The organism is Streptomyces sp. NBC_00464 (assembly GCF_036013915.1).
In the GTDB taxonomy this organism is placed as follows: domain Bacteria; phylum Actinomycetota; class Actinomycetes; order Streptomycetales; family Streptomycetaceae; genus Streptomyces.
This window is the reverse complement of sequence record NZ_CP107899.1, coordinates 3,316,889-3,332,786: the sequence shown is the minus strand read 5'-3', so window position 1 is coordinate 3,332,786 and position 15,898 is coordinate 3,316,889. Positions and strand designations below refer to the sequence as shown.

Sequence of the window (15,898 nt, the reverse complement as noted above, 5' to 3'; positions counted from 1 at the left end):
GCCGGGCGGCAGCCAAGGCTCTCCTGCCGGGCGGCAGTCAAGGCTCTCCCGCCGGGCGGCAGCCAAGGTCCACCTGCCCGGCCTCAGCCAAGGCTCTCCTGCCGCGCGGGCACGCCGGGCGGGCAGCCGGGAGGGCCATGCCCGCGAGGTCAGGCCGGAAGCTCGACCGTCACGTACGGGGTCAGCGCGCGGAGGAAGTCCGCCGCGTCGAACATCGCACCGGCCGATGCCACCCCCGTGGTCCGCGTGCGGCCGGCCAGGATGCGCCCGACGGCCTCCACCGCCAGGGGCGCGGTGACCGCGTAGATGTCCTGGCCACGCGCCGTGGCGCGGCGCTCGACGCCGCCCGCGCGGACCAGGACGTCGACGACGAACGTCTGGTCCGAGCGGCCCAGCGCGTCGACCGCCTCCGGCGCCGGAGTGTCCTTCCCGGCCAGGTCGCCCGCCGCCTCCACGGACATGTGGGTACGGACCTCGGGCACCTTCACATGGCTGGGGACGGTGACGACGTCGGCCATGGTGAACTCCGAGACCACCGTGCGCCGCCCCAGCGGTTCGGGGAAGAGCCACTCCGCCTGCGACACCTTGTCGTCGTGGTAGCGCAGCGCGCCGTCCGCGAACCGCACCCGGCGGCCGGCGCGGCGCTCGTGGGAGACCTGTCCGGCCTCCCTGGTGCCCGCTGTCGGACGCCAACTGCTCAGTCCGTACGCCACATCCACCGAGTCCGCGGCCGTCCACTCGCCCATCGCCGCGGTGACCAGCAGATCGCCGAGACCGCCGTAGAAGGCCATCGCCGGCACCACCGGGACGCCCGACCTCCGGGCCGCCTCCGCGTGGTCGGCGAACATCGCGACGTTCGCCTCGATCTCCGCCGCGACGTCGACGTACGGAATCCCCGCCCGCAGGGCCGCCTCGACGACCGGGCCGCCGGTCACCGCGAAGGGGCCGGCGCAGTTGATGACGGCAGCCGCCCCGGCGAGGGCCCGGTCCAGCGCACCCGCGTCGTCGACGCCGGCCGGCCGCACCTCCACATCGCCCCACTCGGCCGCCAGCGCCTCCAGGCGGGCGGTGTTCCGGCCGGAGACGACCGGGGCGAAGCCGCGCCGGCGCAGCTCGGCGACGATGAATCGACCGGTGTGCCCGGTCGCCCCGTAGACCACTACCGCAGCCGCTGTACTCATGGTTCCCCGCTCCCGACCTGGTGACTCGACCCGTTGTGCCGATGTGTTCAGTCTCGGTGCGGGCGGTGTCCGGTCGTGAGGGTCCGGACCGACAGCATGCGTACACTTTCGGACATGCCAACTGTCGCTCTGCTGGCCGCCGGTGAGCTGCTGCACTTCGAACTGGCGGTGGCGTACGAGATCTTCGGCAACCCGCCGCGCGAGGCGACGGAGGGCTGGTACGACGTACAGCTCTGCGGTCCGGGTCCGGTGCAGGTCGGTCCGTTCAAGGTCGAGCCCGATCACGGGCTGGACCGGGTGGCGGCCGCCGACACCGTGATCGTTCCGGCGTGCGTCGACATCGACGTACCGCCGCCGGCGGACCTGGTCGAGGCGGTGCGCGCGGCGCACGAGGCGGGCGCGCGGGTCGCCTCGCTGTGCACCGGGGCGTTCGTGCTCGGTGCGGCGGGCCTGCTGGACGGCCGGCGGGCCACCACCCACTGGGCCCACGCCGCCGAGCTGAGCGCCCGCCATCCGCAGGCCGAGGTCGACCCGGACGTCCTGTACACCGACAACGGCAGCGTGCTCACGTCCGCGGGCAAGGCCGCCGCCGTGGACCTCTGCCTGCACCTGATCCACCTCGACCACGGGGCGGCCGTCGCCAACTCGGTCGCCCGCCGCCTCGTCATGCAGCCCCACCGGCCGGGCGGCCAGGCCCAGTTCGTGTCCACTCCGGTGCAGGTCTCGGGCGACCACGCGCTCGCCCAGCTGCTCGCCTGGGTCCAGCAGCGGCTGGACCAGCCGCTGTCCGTGACCGACATGGCGCGGAAGGCGAACACGAGCCCGCGTCACCTCGGACGGCAGTTCCGGTCGGTGATCGGGCAGACACCGATCCAGTGGCTCCTGATCCAGCGCGTGCGCCGCGCCCAGGAGCTGCTGGAGGCCACCGACGAGAGCGTCGAGGCGGTGGCCCGGGCCGTCGGCATGGGGACCGCCACGACGCTGCGGCGCCAGTTCAAGAAGATCGTCGGCGTCCCGCCGGACAGCTACCGGCGCGCGTTCCGCGGCGCCAGGCCCGTCTGACCGGTCCGCGCAATTCGCAGCGCCAGGCCCGTCTGACCGGTCCGGGCTTCGGTCAAGCCGACGACGCTGACCGGTCCGCGGCGACTACGCCCTCGATCTGGTCGAGTTGGGCACCGAGAAGCTCCTCGAACGCGGCGCGGCGGTCCACGCCGAGGGGGCGGACGTCGCGGGCGAAGTGGGCCAGGGCGGGGAAGCGTTCGGGGTCGGCGCCCAGCACCGCCACGCGGAACAGCTCCATGCCCTGCTCATGCTCCTCCGGGCCGACCGTGCTGCCCCCGGCCTCGGATGCGATCAACGCGGCGATGAGGACCGCGATCCGGTGGTAGCGCACGGGGATCTCCGCGTCGGGCAGCCCCGACGCGCGCAGCGCCTGCAGCACCTCCTCCATGACCATCCGGGAACCGGTGCCGCTCGACGCGTAACGTCCCCAGACCGCGGCGAGTTGCGGCTGCCGGCCGAAGGCCTCACGCAGGCGCAGGGCCAGGGCCGTGATGCGCTGCTTCCAGTCGCCCTCGGCGCGGTAGCCGTCCATCGCGGCCAGGAGGATCCGGTCGGCGACCGCGCGCAGCAGTTCGGTCTTGCTGCGGAAGTGGCGGTAGAGGCTGGAGGAATCGGTCCCCAGGGCCGCGGCCAGCTTGCGCACGCTGAACGAGTCCGCGTCGCTCGTGCGCAGCAACTCTGCCGCCGCGTCCAGGATCTCTTCGGTCGACCAACGCCTTCGGCCTGCCATTCAGCTCCTCCCGTTCCTCTTTCCCGTTCCTCTTCCGGATCTCAGCCTAACGTATGCACTTGGTGTTGCACGCACCGCGTGCATAATGAGGACATGGGCGTGCCGGACGGCTGCGGACAGTCGGAACGGCATGCCACTCGTGCCCTGTTGCCCCGGGTCGGGCCTCCGCGAAGCGGAGCTCACCCCGGGGAATACGGAAGGACGCATGACGTGAAGAACCCACTGGATCCCGCCGCCCTGAACGCGGCCATCGAACACGTCCACCGCGCCGGGATGCCGGGCCTGTTCGCCGAGGTGCGTGACGGCGACCAGGTCTGGCGCGGCGCCGCCGGGGTCGCCGATGTCTCCACCGGCCGTCCCGTCACCGCCGACATGCGGCACCGCGTCGGCAGCATCACCAAGACGTTCACCGCTGCCGCGGTCCTGCAACAGGTCGAGAGCGGCCGGATCGGTCTCGACGCACCGGTCGGCCGGTACCTCCCGGAGCTGGTTCCCGGAGAGCGCGGTGCCGCGATCACGGTCCGGATGCTGCTCAACCACACCAGCGGACTCGCCGAGTATCTTCCGTACGCCTACCCGTCCCTCAAGGCGTTCCCCGTCCTCGCGGAAACCAGCCCCCAGAGCCTGGACGACCACCGGTTCACGCGGTTCGACCCCGTCGAACTGATCGAGATGGGGGTGACCGCCCCCGCCGCCGGCGCCCCGGGCGGCACACCCGGGCTGTACTCCAACACCAACTACCTGCTCCTCGTCCAGCTCCTGGAACAGGCGACCGGCACCACGGCCGAGCACTGCATCACCCGCGACGTCATCGAGCGCGCCGGGCTCCGGGACACCGAACTCCCCACCGGAACGCACATCGACGAACCGCACTCGCGGCTCTACGAGTCATGGTTCGGCATGATCGATCCGCCGCGCGACTACAGCGTCTACGACATGTCGTGGGTGGGCCCGTCGGCCTCACTGATATCGACCGTCGCGGACCTCAACCGGTTCTACGCCGCGCTGCTCGCCGGGAAGATCGTCGGCCCGTCGTCGCTGGAGGAGATGCGGCGCACGGTCCCGGTCGTCTCCCAGGAGGGAAGGGTGATCGAGTACGGCCTCGGCCTGCACCCGATGGAAGGCCCCGGTCAGGGCACCGCGGGGCGGGACACCTCCGCGCCGGGTACCTCCGGTCAGGGCACCTTCTGGGGACACGGCGGCACGGTCTGGGGCGGTGGCGCGCTGGCCATGACCCGTGCCGACGGCGAGCGGCAGATGGCGGTCGCGGTGAACATGCAGAGGTGGAACGGGCTCGACTCCGCCGGCCGGCCGCAGCCGCACCCCATCGACGGTGCGCTTGCGGCCTTCTACCGGCTGGCGATGTACGGCTGACCCGTCATTTCACAGCGGGCGTCGCGGTGTCGTCGGCCTTGATGTCGAAGTTGATCTGCTTGTCGACGACAGAGGTGACGGTCACCGACACACCCAGGGTGCTGCCGTCGCCTGCCGTGAGCGTGCACCGGGTGGTGGTGCCGACCTTCCCGACGAGGTCCTCGGGGCAGGTGACGTCCGGCGTCGGCTGCCCCGTCGTGGCGGCGAGCTTCTTGGCGACGGTGGTGCCCAGCTTGTCCTTGGACAGCTTCGGCTCCGAGTTCCCGACGCTGACGGAGCCCGAACAACCGACGAGCAGCACACCGGCGGCTACGGCCGAGAAGCTCCAGATTGCTGCGGACGAACGGGCTATGGCCACGGTGTGCTCCCTTGGGGACGGTGATACGGGAAGTGGCCGGAAGCCTACTGCCCGTACGTCATGCACATGCGCACGCGCACGGCCCGGTCCGGGGCAGCGGGCAACCAGGCTGATCGACAGGGCGCCGGTGGCCGTCCGTTGTGATCAACCTGGTGGGATGCCCGCATGACGGACTGGTCGCGGCTCAGCCACGCGTACGGCTCGGCGGAGGACATACCTGCCCTGCTGGACCGGATCGCATCGGATCCGGCCTCCGAGCACGGGAACGACCTCTGGTCGGCGCGGTGCCACCAGGGCAGCGTGTACTCGGCCAGCTTCGCGGCGCTGTTCTGGCTGGCCGGCGTGGCAGGCACGGACGACCGGGAACAGGCGGTCAGCGCGCTGACCCTCGCGGGCGCGATCATGGCGGGTGCCGGCCAGTCCCATGGGGCGGGCGATGTCCGCATGACGTACGCGGCCGAGGTGGCGGCCTTGCTGTCGCTCGCGAACGAGCGTCTGCGGACGGCAGCCGACCGCAGCGAGTACGCCTACCTCCTGGAAGCCGTACTGAGCTTCGAAGGTGTCTTCGGCTGGAGCGAAGAGCTGGCGTGGGGGCTGACGAACGAGGAATACGAGGTGTCCTGCCCCGGACCCGATGACGCGGCGGCCGTGTTCATCGTCGTGGGCGAGCACGGGTGCTTCTCGGCCGTGGGCGATTACGCGACGACGTCCGACGACCATGTGAAGACGAAGCCGCTGCGTCCCGCCGAGCCCGCCGCCCTGACCGGCATCGGCCGCCGTCTCCACGATGTCGCGCGCGCCGATGGCCGACAAGAGGTCGCCAGGACGCTGACCCACATCTTCGGCGATGCGACTTGCCCGGACTGCGCGGAGGACTTCTCCGTGGCCGCTCGTATCAGTGCCGACTGGACGACCACGTACGGCGGCTGACGGACGGTGGTCGGACCTTTCACCAGGGCACTACGCCGGCGTCCTCGAAGAACGTGCCGGTCGGGCCGCCGTCGGGCAGGGTCGCCAGCCTGACGGCGATCGCCGCGCCCTGTTCAGGGGTACGCACGCCACGGAAGCCGTTGAGGTCGGTCGCGACGTAGCCGGGGCAGCCGGCGTTGATCAGGATGTTCGTGTCGCTCAACTCCCGGGCGTACTGCAGGGTGACGGCATTCAGGAACGTCTTCGACGGCGCGTAGGCCACGGCCACCGGACCCGTCGTCTGCTCAGCAGCGGTTCCCGACTGCCGGGTCAGGGAGCCGACACTGCTGGACATGTTCACGATCCGTGGTGAGGCGGAGCGGCGCAGCAGCGGCAACATCGCGTTGGTGACGCGGATGACGCCGATCACGTTGGTCTCCACGACCGTCCGGATGGTGGCGGGATCGACCTGGGTGGGTTCCTGCGGCATCCCGCCGGTGATGCCGGCGTTGTTGACGAGGACGTCGAGGTGCCCGGCCCGTTCCTCGATCAGCCGCGCGGCGGCGGTCACGCTCGCCTCGTCGGTCACGTCCAGTGGCACGCCGAACGCGTCGACGCCGGCCGCGCGCAGCTTCTCCACCGCCGCCTCGCGGCGCCGATCGTCCCGGGCGCCGACGCCGACACTCCAGCCGAGGGCGCCGAGGCCCGCGGCGATCTCGTAGCCGATTCCCTTGTTCGCGCCGGTGACCAGCGCAGTTGTCTGTTCGCTCATGGGGACCATGCTGCCCTCGGGGCCCGGTGGGGGTCCAAGACCGACAGGGTGGGCATCGATACCGCCAGGGTATTGATCCGGGTTACCGTGGCGCTATGGAGACCCGGGAACTGCGCTACTTCGTCGCTGTCGCCGAAGAGCTGCACTTCGGGCGCGCCGCGGAGCGGCTCAGGATCGCCCAGCCGCCTTTGTCGCGGGCGATCCAGCAGCTCGAACGCCGGCTCGGGGCAGTACTGCTGGACCGGACCAGCCGCACGGTCACGCTGACCGAGGCCGGCGCGGTGCTGTTGGCCGAGGGCCGGGCGGCCCTCGACGCGGTCGACGCCGCCGAGCGCCGGACCCGCCGCGCCGCCCTTTCCGTGACCGGCGGCCCCGGCCTGACCCTGGTCACGAAGGCCAGCGCGTCCAGCGAACTGCTGGCGAGACTGCTCGACGCGTATGCCGCCGAACCCGGCGCGGTCCCCGTCGACGTCATCCTGTGCGGTCCGGCCGAACAGCAACGACTCCTGAGCGAGGGCCGGGCCGACGTGGCGCTGCTGCACCGGCCGTTCGACTCGACGGCCGGGTTCGACGCGGAAGAACTCGGCACGGAGGGCCAGGTCGTGGTCCTGCCGTCCGGACATCCGCTCACCGCCCGGGCCCATGTGCGCATGGCCGATATCACCGGGCTGCCGGGCCTGCCCCTGCCGCGCTGGCCCGACCCCGACGGCACCTACCCGCCCGGCCCCGGCCCGCAGGTCCGCGACCACGCGCAGTTGATGCAGCTCGTCGCGCTCGGCCGTGCGTGCGCGGTCTCACCGGAGTCGTGCCGAGCCCAACTGCACGGCGACCTCGCGGCCGTGCCCGTGCTGGACGCGCCGGCAGTCACCACTGTGATCGCCTGGCCACCGCACAGCCGGTCCAGAGCCATCGCCGACCTTGTCCGGACTGCGATACGTCTCTGAGGGCCCGCAGGTGAACCTCATGTGGATGGACCGGGGCTGAGCAGCTCTCTGACGGCAGTGCGGATGTCCTCGTCCTGGACGAATCCTCTCCACCCGCCGCTGGTACGCAGCCGTTGTTCACGGGCGGGTACCTCGCGCAGGAGGTGGGCGGCGGGCCGGGCCGCGTGCCCGAGCTTGGCCAGGTGGTCCAGTGCGGGAAGCATGACAGGCAGGTAGGCGCCCTCGGCCAGATCCGTCACGGCCGTCGTCAGCGCCGGGGCAGCGGTCTCGGTGTCGCCGGTTGCGGCCCACAGGGCGTGGGCCGCCTCGACGCGGGTCCAGGGGTCGGTGTCGGCTGTCAGCGCCCTGAGCCGGTCCGCGTAGGGGGCGGCATGCGGGCCCAGGCCGGCGAGCTTGCGCAGGGCGGGACGGAAGAAGCTTCGTTCCTCGATGCTGTGTCCGAGTGCTTCCAGGGCCGGGCCGGGTTCGCCGCCGACTCTCCAGTACGCCCAAGCCGCGAGTTCCGCGTGCGGTCCGGCGTCACGGGACCGGGACAGGAGCAACTCCCGTGCCTCGTTCCCCGCCGAGCCGATGCCCGCCAGAGCCGTTGCCCCCGCCATCCAGGTCCGGTCGTCCTCCAGCAGGCCGGTCAGCTGCGGAACCGCTGCCTCTGCCACGGGCCCCCAGTCGGCGAGTACGTCGCAGAGCCGGTTGAGCAGGCGGTCATCCGTGGCGGTGTCGAGCCGGCCGCAGATCGACGGGAGGAGCGGCTCGGCGTGGTCCGGGAGGTGGCCCAGCACCTCGTGGAGCGCGGGGAGGGTGACATGGTGCAGGTCTGTGGCGGGGTAATGGGCGGAAGCCGATGCGAAGCCGGAGCGTGCACCGGCGATCAGCTCGATCAGCCCCGGCAGGCAGCGCGGATCGTTCATCCGGGCCAGGGCCCACAGAGCAGCCTCGCCGACGGTTTGCCGTGTGTGTCTCGTGCGGGCAGCGGTGTCGGAGAGGAGTGCGGCGACCTCGTCGGCGTGGGCGGTGGCCGCCGGGCCGAGACAGGCCAGCAGCTCGGCCGCCCGGAAGCGGACTTCGGTGTGGGGGTCGTCCAGCCGCGCGACGAGACGTGGCAGGAGGGCGTCGGTCGGTGAGTGCCACTGGGACAGCAGCGTGCCCGCCTGGGCCAGAGCGCCGATCCGCTGTTCGTCGTCGTGATGGTCTGCCAGCAGACCGAGCGTGAACGTGGGGGCGGGCCCGGTGAACAGCCCCGCGGTCCAGTAGTGGACACCCAGTACCCCGGTCTGTAGGGAGCTGGTGTGCCGCCACAGCTCGACGGTGGGGTCCCGGACCGCTTCGAGTATCAGGTCCAGCCGTCGGGCAGGCAGGCCCGGGTCGTTCGGAGTGAGTGCGTGCACCGCTGCGAGACGTATCTGCGCGTGTGGAGCGTCGAGCAGGCCATGGAGCACATCGAGGGCCGCGGCGCCGTGCCCGCCGACCGGTGCGCGCAGGGCCGCCTGGCCCAGGCAGAGGACGAGCTCAAGGCGGGTGGCCAGATCCTCCTCCGCCTCCCAGCACCGCAGCACCGCAGGCAGAACCGCCTCACCGGGGCTGTCGCACCCACCGAGCACATCGGCTGCGGCCCGCCGGATCTCCGGCTCGGGGTCATCCAGCAGGCCCAGCAACTCGGGCAGGGCCTGTTCCCACGCGGGTACCCAGCCGGAATCCAGGAACCGGGCTTCGACGCGACCGGCTTCCGACGCCAGCACCGCGACCAGCTCCAGCAGCGCGCAGCGGCTCGGCACCTGCGGTGCCGCGGCCAGGCGCATGATGAACGGCAGCGCGGCCGAGGCGGCGGAGCAGATCCAGCCACCTTGGTGGAAGAGCAGGTTGAGCAGCTCGGACGAGGCGTCCTCCGCATCCTCCGGATCCAGCCCTCCGCATCGGCGGAGCAGGCCGGGTATGCCCTCCGCGGAGCCGTAGTTGTGTTGTAGCCCGGCCCAGTCGACCGCGTCCATTCCCACCCACATGCGCGCGACCCTACCGGCGCCGGGTCGTCGGGCGAGTCCGAAAAGCATGTACGTCCGTGGCTGCGGCATGCCGACCAGCTCTGTGCAGTGTCGATGTCGCGCGCAGTCATTTCCGAATTTGGGCTCTGGCACAACTTCTGTGATGCCGTAACTTTCCGCCATGCGTGCGCTTCCAAGCCGAACGGGAGAGTGACTGATGGCCGGTGGAGTCGTTCTCGACGGAGAGCTGACCCGTCTTGTCCCGACGACCGAGGGTGATCTGGACCTGCTGGCCCAGTGGTTCGCCTCCCCCGACTTCGTCGAGCACTGGGGCGGCGTACCGATTTCGCGTGCCGAGGTGGCTGAGAAGTACGTGGGGAGGCGCCGGCCGCGTGTGGAGTCCTTCCTCGTACTGGCAAGGAGCACGCCGGTGGGCTACGCACAGTACTGGCGGGCCGGAGCGGCTGAAGGCGGCATCGACATGGTGTTGGGACCGGAAGCAAGGGGACGGGGCTTGGGGCCGGATGCCGCGCGCGTGCTCCTTGGGCACTTGGGCGGGAACCTCGGGTGGCGGCGTGTGACAGTCGATCCCGTGAGAGGGAACCAGCGGGCCGTACGCGCCTGGGAGAAGGCCGGCTTCCAGCAGGTGTCAAGCGAGGCCGAGGACCTCCTCATGGAGTTCAGGTTTCCCGAGGGACGCCTCGGCTGACCCCTTTCATTCATCACTCACCGTGCACTTTTCACAGAAGTTGAGCCAGAACCCGAATATGTCGCCGATCTGCTGGACGGTCTTCTCCCGCTCGTCGTACAGCCGTTGGGCGAGTAAGGCCGGGGCCTTGGTGAGCTTCCGCGGCGCCCACCGACCCGGCCCCGGGCCCGAGCCGGTGAGCCGGTAGAGCCGGGTGCCCGCTCAACACCCACCAGGTGTCGGCGCTCGCTCGAATCGGCCTGCCACACTGCGGGCATGAACGGAAACTCTCCCGACGACGGGCTCCGCATGAACCGGGCCCTTTGGGACGCCCGTGCCCGGACGCATGGCACGACACCCAACGACAAGCTCTACGACGTCGATTCGTTCCTGGCGGGCCGGCAGACGCTCTATGGGATCGAGCTGGAACTGGCCGGTGAGGTGACCGGACAGGATGTGCTGCATCTGCAGTGCCACTTCGGCATGGACACACTCAACTGGGCTCGTCTGGGTGCCAGGGTCACCGGTGTCGACTTCTCGCCGACGGCGATCGCACGGGCACGCGAGCTGGCCGAGCTCGCCGGGCTGAGCGCCGATTTCGTCGAGGCGGACACGCAGAACCTGCCGTCCGGCCTGGCGGGCAGGTTCGATCTGGTGATCGCCACCTACGGGGTGCTGTGCTGGATCGGGGACCTCGACGCGTGGATGCGTGGTGCGGCGATGGCACTGCGGCCGGGTGGAAGGCTGGTGCTGGTCGACCTGCATCCCGCCTACCAGACCCTGGCGACCTACGAGCCGCTCGTGGCGGACTGGCCCTACGGCGGAGGAGAGCCCCAACGCGAGGTCGTAAAGGACACATATGCGGACCCGGATCTGCCGATGACCGCACAGGAGGTGGTCCAGTACCCGCACTCGGTGGGCGAGATCGTGACAGCGGCCGCCGGATCGGGACTGATCGTCGACCGGCTCGTCGAGCACACCGAGGCCGAAATCCCGGGACGTCGCATCCTGCCTCAAGGACCCGACGGCGCCTGGCGGTTCCCGTTCGGTGACACCTACCTCCCGATCCTCTACTCGCTCCGGGCGAGGTCACCCCGAGCGGGCACTGCGTAGCCTTCCGCGGCGTGGTGCACCGCCCGCGCCTGCGCCCTGTACCGGTGGCCGCGAGAGCCTGGTACCCCTCGTCCTCGGCAGGGATCTCCTCGTCCTCCGGCAGGAAGACCACGCTGACGTCGGCCGGGTCGAAGGCCCGCCGGCCCAGGGCCGAACGCCACAGCCCAAGCGAACATCATCAGGTGCTGGTCCCGGACCAGCGTGCTCGCACAGGTAGGTGCCACAGGACCCGCAGGAGAACTCCGAATCCCACCACAGCTCGTCGTGAAGGATGAACTGGTTCACCTGCCGCACCGCCATGCTGCCGCACTCGCAAGGCGCTGCGATCTTCGCGGATCGACCAGTCACCAGGGCTCCCCGACGTTCCACTCCTGCGGCAGATCCTCGCCGCAGAAAACGCATACGAAGTCCTTCTCCCGCACGATATTGAGTTCCCGGCAGGAGCGGCATCGGCGAAAGACCACCTCATGCGTGAATCCGGACGGTCGACGGATCCCGATCCCATCCAGAGCCTCGGCCACGGCCGGCCATGATCTGATGTCCGGGCAGTAGCCGGTCGACTGGTTGCTGATCTCCTCGACCACCCATCGCCCGGATTCCTCGCGGAAGCTCATCTCGCCGGCGCTCAGCACCTCTCCGCCGCCGGCGCACACCACGTGCTCACTGCGGCGCGGAGCCAGTCGCAGCACCCCGCCGCCATCGACGACGAACGTGAACGGCTCCGCCAACTCATCCGGGGTCAGCGCCGAGAGCCACTCGCGGAGGTCCGCCGCAGAGCGGATGCTCCGACCCCCACCACTCGCCCGGACGAGCTTCCTCAGCTCAGCCGGACCCACATACCGATACCTCTGCCCCCGTGTCTCCACACGCACCAACCTAGTGGCTCACACAGCCAGGACCTGGGGAGTTACGGGCTCCGTCCATCATCGCGATCGTGGACAGGGCGAGGCTTCGGCATCAGCCGTCAAGTCTCGCTGCCGACTGTCCGGTGCCACTGAACCTTGACCGTTTGCCGCGCGCGGCGCGGGCACTACGCTGGCCGCCTCATGGAAGACCACCAGCCGCCGGACGGATGGACGCTCCAACAGATTCGTGACGTCTCCGGGGATGCCCGAGCCGAGGTGCTCAGCCCGGATCGAGCCGTCGTGTACTACGACGCCGACGACGAGGCTCTTCACCCCACGCTCATCCTTGGATTCGGCGTTCTCTGCATCGTGAAGGTCTCCGATGACGACTACTGGTACATGGGCAGCCTGAACGATGACGGCAGCGTCATCTGCTGGAGCATCTACGGCGACCTGCATGAGGCGCTGCGCGGCCTGTAGTCCCCCAGCGGGTCGCCCCTGGGCCGCGCGAGGGCGCACCACGACGACCAACGCCGACAACGGTTGACGGCTCGGCCGCAGGCCGCAGCATCGATCGCCGCTGACGCCCCTGGTCGCAGAGCCCGGGTGTCACTTCAGGGAGCTCAGCTCGGCACGGCGCAACACTGGGACAGAGATACCGAACACAGCGGCGATCAAGCAGATTCCACCGCACACGGTGAAGAACATGGCGGCGCCCCATACGGCCACCGTGACGCCGACGAGGGGGAAGAGCACCGGGGCGAGGCCCAGCGCACACAGAGTGGTGACCGCAGTGACCCGGCCCAGATACCGGGGGTCGGTCTCCGTCTGGATCAGGGCACCGGTCACCGTCGCGGTGACCCCGTTGGTCAGCCCGATCAACGCACCGAAGGCGACGGCGAGAGGCAGAGATCGTGCGTGCCCCAAGGCGACGGCTCCCACGGCCGTGATGAACAACGCGCCGGACATCGCCGGCCCAGCGCGCGGGATGCGAGCCCACACCGTGAGCAGCAGCGCGGCGGCTGCGGCTCCGATGCTGAATGCGCTCGCGATCCACCCCATGCCCGCGGCACCCCATCCGCGTTCGTCTGCCAGGAGCACCAGGCCGGCGGCCACCGGGCCGCTGAAGCACATCTCGCTCAGACCGATCACCGTGACCAGCGGTGCGAGCATCTGATGTCGGCGGATGTAGCGCAGCCCATCGCTCAACTCGCTTCGAGCAGAGGTGCGTTGGCGTGCCGACGGCAAAGGCGACACTCGCACGGTGAGCAGGAGGGCCAGCGAGATGGCGAACAGCGCACCGGCGGCTGCGAACGCGCCTGCGGCGCCTCCCACCGCGAGCACCACTCCTGCCAGGAGAGGGCCCGCGGCATTGCTCAGCCGGATCGAAAGGCCGCGCATCCCCTGGACGCGGGTGAGTTGTTCCGGGGCTGTGATGCGCGGTGGAAGTGCGCCCACTGCCGGCATGAACACCGCGTCGACCACACCGAACACCAAGGCCACCGGAATGAGTAGCCATAGGTGGGGCGAGACCAGCAGCACGGCCGCTGCGGCGGCGAGAATCACGACGCAGCGGGTCGCGTCGCTGGCGACGGCAACCCGGCGCGGCCCGAACCGATCTGCCACTACGCCTCCGCCGATCATGAGCACCGCCCGGGGTAACGCCCCGGCTGCGATCACCAGACCAACCTGCGACGGCCCCGCAGCACGAGTGGCGGACCAGGAGAGGGCGAGGAAGTACACCACGTCGCCGGTGACGGAGGCGGTGTAGGCGGCAAGCCAGCGTAGGACGTTGATATCCCGGTACGCGGGCAGTCCGGGCGCCGCTATGTCGTACGAGGTCATACGCCACCCGCGTCAAGATCCACGGTGCCGGGCACCGGAAACGCCTGTACCTGCAGCGATACCGGGGAGGCCCCTTGCGGCGCTTCGGCCTCACTGTGCCGATAGCGGGAGATCACGTCGAAGATCTCGGCCCGCATCCGGTCGACGTCCTCCGGAGTCAGCCACAGGGCGAAGTCGCCGTACACACTGGCCTCGTACCACTCTGCCGGAAGCAGCGGCACCTCGTGGGCGGCCTTCTGCAGACGATCGATGGATGCGAGGACGACGGCATGCGCGTAGGCGCGTCCGGCTTCGCGTTGTTCCATGGGCTCGGCGGCCGGATCGTGGATCGATTGGCGGTGTGCGGACTTCCACCATCTGTCGCGTCCCGTGCCGCGGTCCGGCACTTCCACGATGAGCCCGCCCGCCGCGAGGCGACGCAGGTGGTAGCTCGCCGAACCAGGGTTGATACCGAGCTCATCGGCGATCCGAGTCGCCGTGGACGGACCACGCCGGCGCAGCAGGGCCAGCACGTTCAGGCGCAACGGGTGGGCGAGCACGCGCAACCTGGCTGTGTCGAGCTGGATGTCCCGTTCCGTGGCGGGCTCGTCGGGTGGCGCGGACGAAGAGGTCATAGGCGCAGAGACTAGACCTACAACAGTTGTTTCAAAAGAGATGTTGTGAACTACGTCTGCCGATGGCAGTCGCCCGGGGGTGCCTCCGCGACGCCTTCGTGGCGGGGTGGGGCGATGGGTGACAGTTGGCGTGCCGACACGACAGTCCGCGTGACGAGTCACAGTGCCCCGTCCGAGTGGTACGGAACACTTTTGCAAGCGTCTGCTTGCAAAAGTTAGCAACGCGGGTCCAGTATCGGTACATGGCCTCACTCAACGTCGGCAATCTCGGCGAGTACCTGCGCGAGCAGCGCCGTACCGCGCAGCTGTCGCTGCGGCAGCTCGCCGATGCCGCCGGGGTGTCCAATCCCTATCTCAGCCAGATCGAGCGCGGGCTGCGCAAGCCCAGTGCCGAGGTCCTCCAGCAGGTCGCCAAGGCGCTGCGGATCTCCGCCGAGACCCTGTACGTACGGGCCGGGATCCTGGATGAGCGGGAGCGGGAGGAGCTGGAGACGCGCGCGGTGATTCTGGCCGATCCGTCGATCAACGAGCGGCAGAAGAGCGTGCTGCTGCAGATCTACGCCTCCTTCCGCAAGGAGAACGGGTTCGAGGACGAGCCCGTGGGTGACCCCGCGGACGACTCCGCGGACGACGAGGGGCGTGCGTCCGGTGCGGATGCGCCCTTCAGTGCCGGTGGCAGTGCTGCCGATACAGGTTCAAAGCCTTCAAAACCCTCACACTGAGTCTGATGATCCGGGAGGACCACAGTCATGGCCATCACCGATGACCTGCGTAAGACCCTCACCGACCCGACCCCCCTCTACTTCGCCGCCGGCACGGCCGATCTCGCCGTGCAGCAGGCCCGGAAGGTTCCGGCCCTGATCGAGCAGCTGCGCGCCGAGGCGCCGGAGCGCATCGAGGCAGTGCGCAACACCGACCCCAAGGCCGTGCAGGAGAAGGTGGCCGGGCAGGCCAAGGAGGCGCAGGCCACCATCTCCGCCAAGGTCACCGAGGTGATCGGGGCGTTCGACACCGACCTGAAGAAGCTCGGCGAGAGCGCGCAGGACCTGGCGCTGCGCAGTGTCGGCGTGGCCGCGGAGTACGCGGTCAGGGCCCGGGAGACGTACGAGAAGGTCGCCGAGCGCGGCGAGCAGACCGTGCGGACGTGGCGGGGCGAGACCGCCGAGGAGATCGTCGAGATCGCCGTCGTCGTCGAGCCGCGCAAGGAGTCGAAGCCGGAGACGGCGGCGGCCCCGAAGCCTGCCGCCAAGCCGGCGCCGGCCAAGCCCGCGCCCAAGACCGTCAGGGCGGAGGCCAAGCCGTCGCCCGCGCCCGCCAAGAAGGCGCCCGCGCGCAAGCCCGCCGCGAAGAAGACCACGCCGCCCACCGCCAAGTAGCGGCGCGATGCCCGGCCGGTGTGCCGGGGTGGCGGGTGGGCACCTTTCGAGGTGCCCCGGTCGTTGTCCCGGTACCTTGGCCGCGAGGCGCTCACTCACTCATTAGGCGGT

At 70.2% G+C, this 15,898-nt stretch carries 17 protein-coding genes; 9 read left to right on the top strand and 8 right to left on the bottom strand.

Going from position 1 to position 15,898, the window contains the following annotated elements; translation table 11 throughout:
- Nucleotides 1-149: 149 nt before the first annotated feature.
- Complete coding sequence (locus tag OG912_RS14805; protein ID WP_327709739.1) at nt 150-1,181, bottom strand: saccharopine dehydrogenase family protein; 1,032 nt, start codon at nt 1,179-1,181, stop codon at nt 150-152.
- A gap of 114 nt (nt 1,182-1,295) precedes the next feature.
- Between OG912_RS14805 and OG912_RS14800 the strand changes: the two genes are divergently transcribed.
- Nucleotides 1,296-2,243 carry a helix-turn-helix domain-containing protein gene (locus tag OG912_RS14800; RefSeq protein WP_327709738.1) on the top strand — a complete coding sequence of 316 codons (948 nt, stop codon included), beginning with the start codon at nt 1,296-1,298 and terminating at the stop codon, nt 2,241-2,243.
- Nucleotides 2,244-2,295: 52 nt separating this feature from the next.
- Here the strand turns inward: OG912_RS14800 and OG912_RS14795 are convergent, their stop codons facing one another.
- Nucleotides 2,296-2,973, bottom strand: a complete 678-nt coding sequence (locus tag OG912_RS14795; protein WP_326737685.1) for a TetR/AcrR family transcriptional regulator — start codon at nt 2,971-2,973, stop codon at nt 2,296-2,298.
- 210 nt (nt 2,974-3,183) lie between these two features.
- Between OG912_RS14795 and OG912_RS14790 the strand changes: the two genes are divergently transcribed.
- The gene (locus OG912_RS14790; RefSeq protein ID WP_327709737.1) at nt 3,184-4,347 is read left to right on the top strand and encodes a serine hydrolase domain-containing protein; all 1,164 of its coding nucleotides are present in this window, start codon (nt 3,184-3,186) and stop codon (nt 4,345-4,347) included.
- A gap of 4 nt (nt 4,348-4,351) precedes the next feature.
- On the opposite strand, the gene OG912_RS14785 is transcribed toward OG912_RS14790, so the two are convergent.
- A complete protein-coding gene (locus OG912_RS14785; RefSeq protein ID WP_327709736.1) occupies nt 4,352-4,705 on the bottom strand; it encodes a DUF4333 domain-containing protein in 354 nt (117 codons plus the stop codon).
- Nucleotides 4,706-4,870: 165 nt separating this feature from the next.
- Here OG912_RS14785 and OG912_RS14780 point away from each other — a divergent pair, with 165 nt between their 5' ends.
- Nucleotides 4,871-5,635 carry a hypothetical protein gene (locus tag OG912_RS14780; RefSeq protein ID WP_327709735.1) on the top strand — a complete coding sequence of 255 codons (765 nt, stop codon included), beginning with the start codon at nt 4,871-4,873 and terminating at the stop codon, nt 5,633-5,635.
- Nucleotides 5,636-5,654: 19 nt separating this feature from the next.
- On the opposite strand, the gene OG912_RS14775 is transcribed toward OG912_RS14780, so the two are convergent.
- A complete protein-coding gene (locus OG912_RS14775; RefSeq protein WP_327709734.1) occupies nt 5,655-6,386 on the bottom strand; it encodes an SDR family oxidoreductase in 732 nt (243 codons plus the stop codon).
- Nucleotides 6,387-6,481: 95 nt separating this feature from the next.
- Between OG912_RS14775 and OG912_RS14770 the strand changes: the two genes are divergently transcribed.
- Nucleotides 6,482-7,330, top strand: a complete 849-nt coding sequence (locus OG912_RS14770; RefSeq protein WP_327709733.1) for a LysR family transcriptional regulator — start codon at nt 6,482-6,484, stop codon at nt 7,328-7,330.
- A gap of 17 nt (nt 7,331-7,347) precedes the next feature.
- On the opposite strand, the gene OG912_RS14765 is transcribed toward OG912_RS14770, so the two are convergent.
- Nucleotides 7,348-9,327: a HEAT repeat domain-containing protein gene (locus tag OG912_RS14765; RefSeq protein WP_327709732.1), complete on the bottom strand. Its 1,980-nt coding sequence runs from the start codon at nt 9,325-9,327 to the stop codon at nt 7,348-7,350.
- 196 nt (nt 9,328-9,523) lie between these two features.
- On the opposite strand from OG912_RS14765, the gene OG912_RS14760 reads away from it, so the two are divergent.
- Nucleotides 9,524-10,015 carry a GNAT family N-acetyltransferase gene (locus OG912_RS14760; RefSeq protein WP_327709731.1) on the top strand — a complete coding sequence of 164 codons (492 nt, stop codon included), beginning with the start codon at nt 9,524-9,526 and terminating at the stop codon, nt 10,013-10,015.
- Between the two features lie 255 nt (nt 10,016-10,270).
- Entirely contained in the window at nt 10,271-11,107 is an 837-nt protein-coding gene (locus tag OG912_RS14755; protein ID WP_327709730.1) for a class I SAM-dependent methyltransferase, read from the top strand.
- 344 nt (nt 11,108-11,451) lie between these two features.
- Here the strand turns inward: OG912_RS14755 and OG912_RS14750 are convergent, their stop codons facing one another.
- Nucleotides 11,452-11,973, bottom strand: coding sequence for a hypothetical protein (locus OG912_RS14750; protein WP_327709729.1), 522 nt, complete (start codon nt 11,971-11,973; stop codon nt 11,452-11,454).
- Nucleotides 11,974-12,153: 180 nt separating this feature from the next.
- Here OG912_RS14750 and OG912_RS14745 point away from each other — a divergent pair, with 180 nt between their 5' ends.
- Nucleotides 12,154-12,432, top strand: a complete 279-nt coding sequence (locus OG912_RS14745) for a hypothetical protein (RefSeq protein ID WP_327709728.1) — start codon at nt 12,154-12,156, stop codon at nt 12,430-12,432.
- Nucleotides 12,433-12,561: 129 nt separating this feature from the next.
- Here OG912_RS14745 and OG912_RS14740 read toward each other — a convergent pair whose 3' ends face one another.
- Nucleotides 12,562-13,797 carry an MFS transporter gene (locus tag OG912_RS14740; protein ID WP_327709727.1) on the bottom strand — a complete coding sequence of 412 codons (1,236 nt, stop codon included), beginning with the start codon at nt 13,795-13,797 and terminating at the stop codon, nt 12,562-12,564.
- Nucleotides 13,794-14,411: an ArsR/SmtB family transcription factor gene (locus OG912_RS14735; protein ID WP_327709726.1), complete on the bottom strand. Its 618-nt coding sequence runs from the start codon at nt 14,409-14,411 to the stop codon at nt 13,794-13,796. Before OG912_RS14735 ends, OG912_RS14740 begins: the two co-directional genes overlap by 4 nt.
- 242 nt (nt 14,412-14,653) lie before the next feature.
- Here OG912_RS14735 and OG912_RS14730 point away from each other — a divergent pair, with 242 nt between their 5' ends.
- Nucleotides 14,654-15,133, top strand: coding sequence for a helix-turn-helix domain-containing protein (locus OG912_RS14730; RefSeq protein WP_327709724.1), 480 nt, complete (start codon nt 14,654-14,656; stop codon nt 15,131-15,133).
- 27 nt (nt 15,134-15,160) lie between these two features.
- On the top strand, nt 15,161-15,787 hold the full coding sequence (locus tag OG912_RS14725; protein ID WP_326737701.1) for a hypothetical protein: 627 nt from the start codon (nt 15,161-15,163) through the stop codon (nt 15,785-15,787).
- Nucleotides 15,788-15,898: the final 111 nt, after the last annotated feature.

Coding starts and splice junctions, on each gene's coding strand:
- OG912_RS14800 (WP_327709738.1), top strand. CDS start 1,296: ATGCCAACTGTCGCTCTGCTGGCCGCCGGTGAGCTGCTGCACTTCGAA.
- OG912_RS14770 (WP_327709733.1), top strand. CDS start 6,482: ATGGAGACCCGGGAACTGCGCTACTTCGTCGCTGTCGCCGAAGAGCTG.
- OG912_RS14735 (WP_327709726.1), bottom strand. CDS start 14,411: ATGACCTCTTCGTCCGCGCCACCCGACGAGCCCGCCACGGAACGGGAC.
- OG912_RS14760 (WP_327709731.1), top strand. CDS start 9,524: ATGGCCGGTGGAGTCGTTCTCGACGGAGAGCTGACCCGTCTTGTCCCG.
- OG912_RS14765 (WP_327709732.1), bottom strand. CDS start 9,327: ATGTGGGTGGGAATGGACGCGGTCGACTGGGCCGGGCTACAACACAAC.
- OG912_RS14755 (WP_327709730.1), top strand. CDS start 10,271: ATGAACGGAAACTCTCCCGACGACGGGCTCCGCATGAACCGGGCCCTT.
- OG912_RS14740 (WP_327709727.1), bottom strand. CDS start 13,797: ATGACCTCGTACGACATAGCGGCGCCCGGACTGCCCGCGTACCGGGAT.
- OG912_RS14745 (WP_327709728.1), top strand. CDS start 12,154: ATGGAAGACCACCAGCCGCCGGACGGATGGACGCTCCAACAGATTCGT.
- OG912_RS14725 (WP_326737701.1), top strand. CDS start 15,161: ATGGCCATCACCGATGACCTGCGTAAGACCCTCACCGACCCGACCCCC.
- OG912_RS14805 (WP_327709739.1), bottom strand. CDS start 1,181: ATGAGTACAGCGGCTGCGGTAGTGGTCTACGGGGCGACCGGGCACACC.
- OG912_RS14795 (WP_326737685.1), bottom strand. CDS start 2,973: ATGGCAGGCCGAAGGCGTTGGTCGACCGAAGAGATCCTGGACGCGGCG.
- OG912_RS14775 (WP_327709734.1), bottom strand. CDS start 6,386: ATGAGCGAACAGACAACTGCGCTGGTCACCGGCGCGAACAAGGGAATC.
- OG912_RS14730 (WP_327709724.1), top strand. CDS start 14,654: ATGGCCTCACTCAACGTCGGCAATCTCGGCGAGTACCTGCGCGAGCAG.
- OG912_RS14780 (WP_327709735.1), top strand. CDS start 4,871: ATGACGGACTGGTCGCGGCTCAGCCACGCGTACGGCTCGGCGGAGGAC.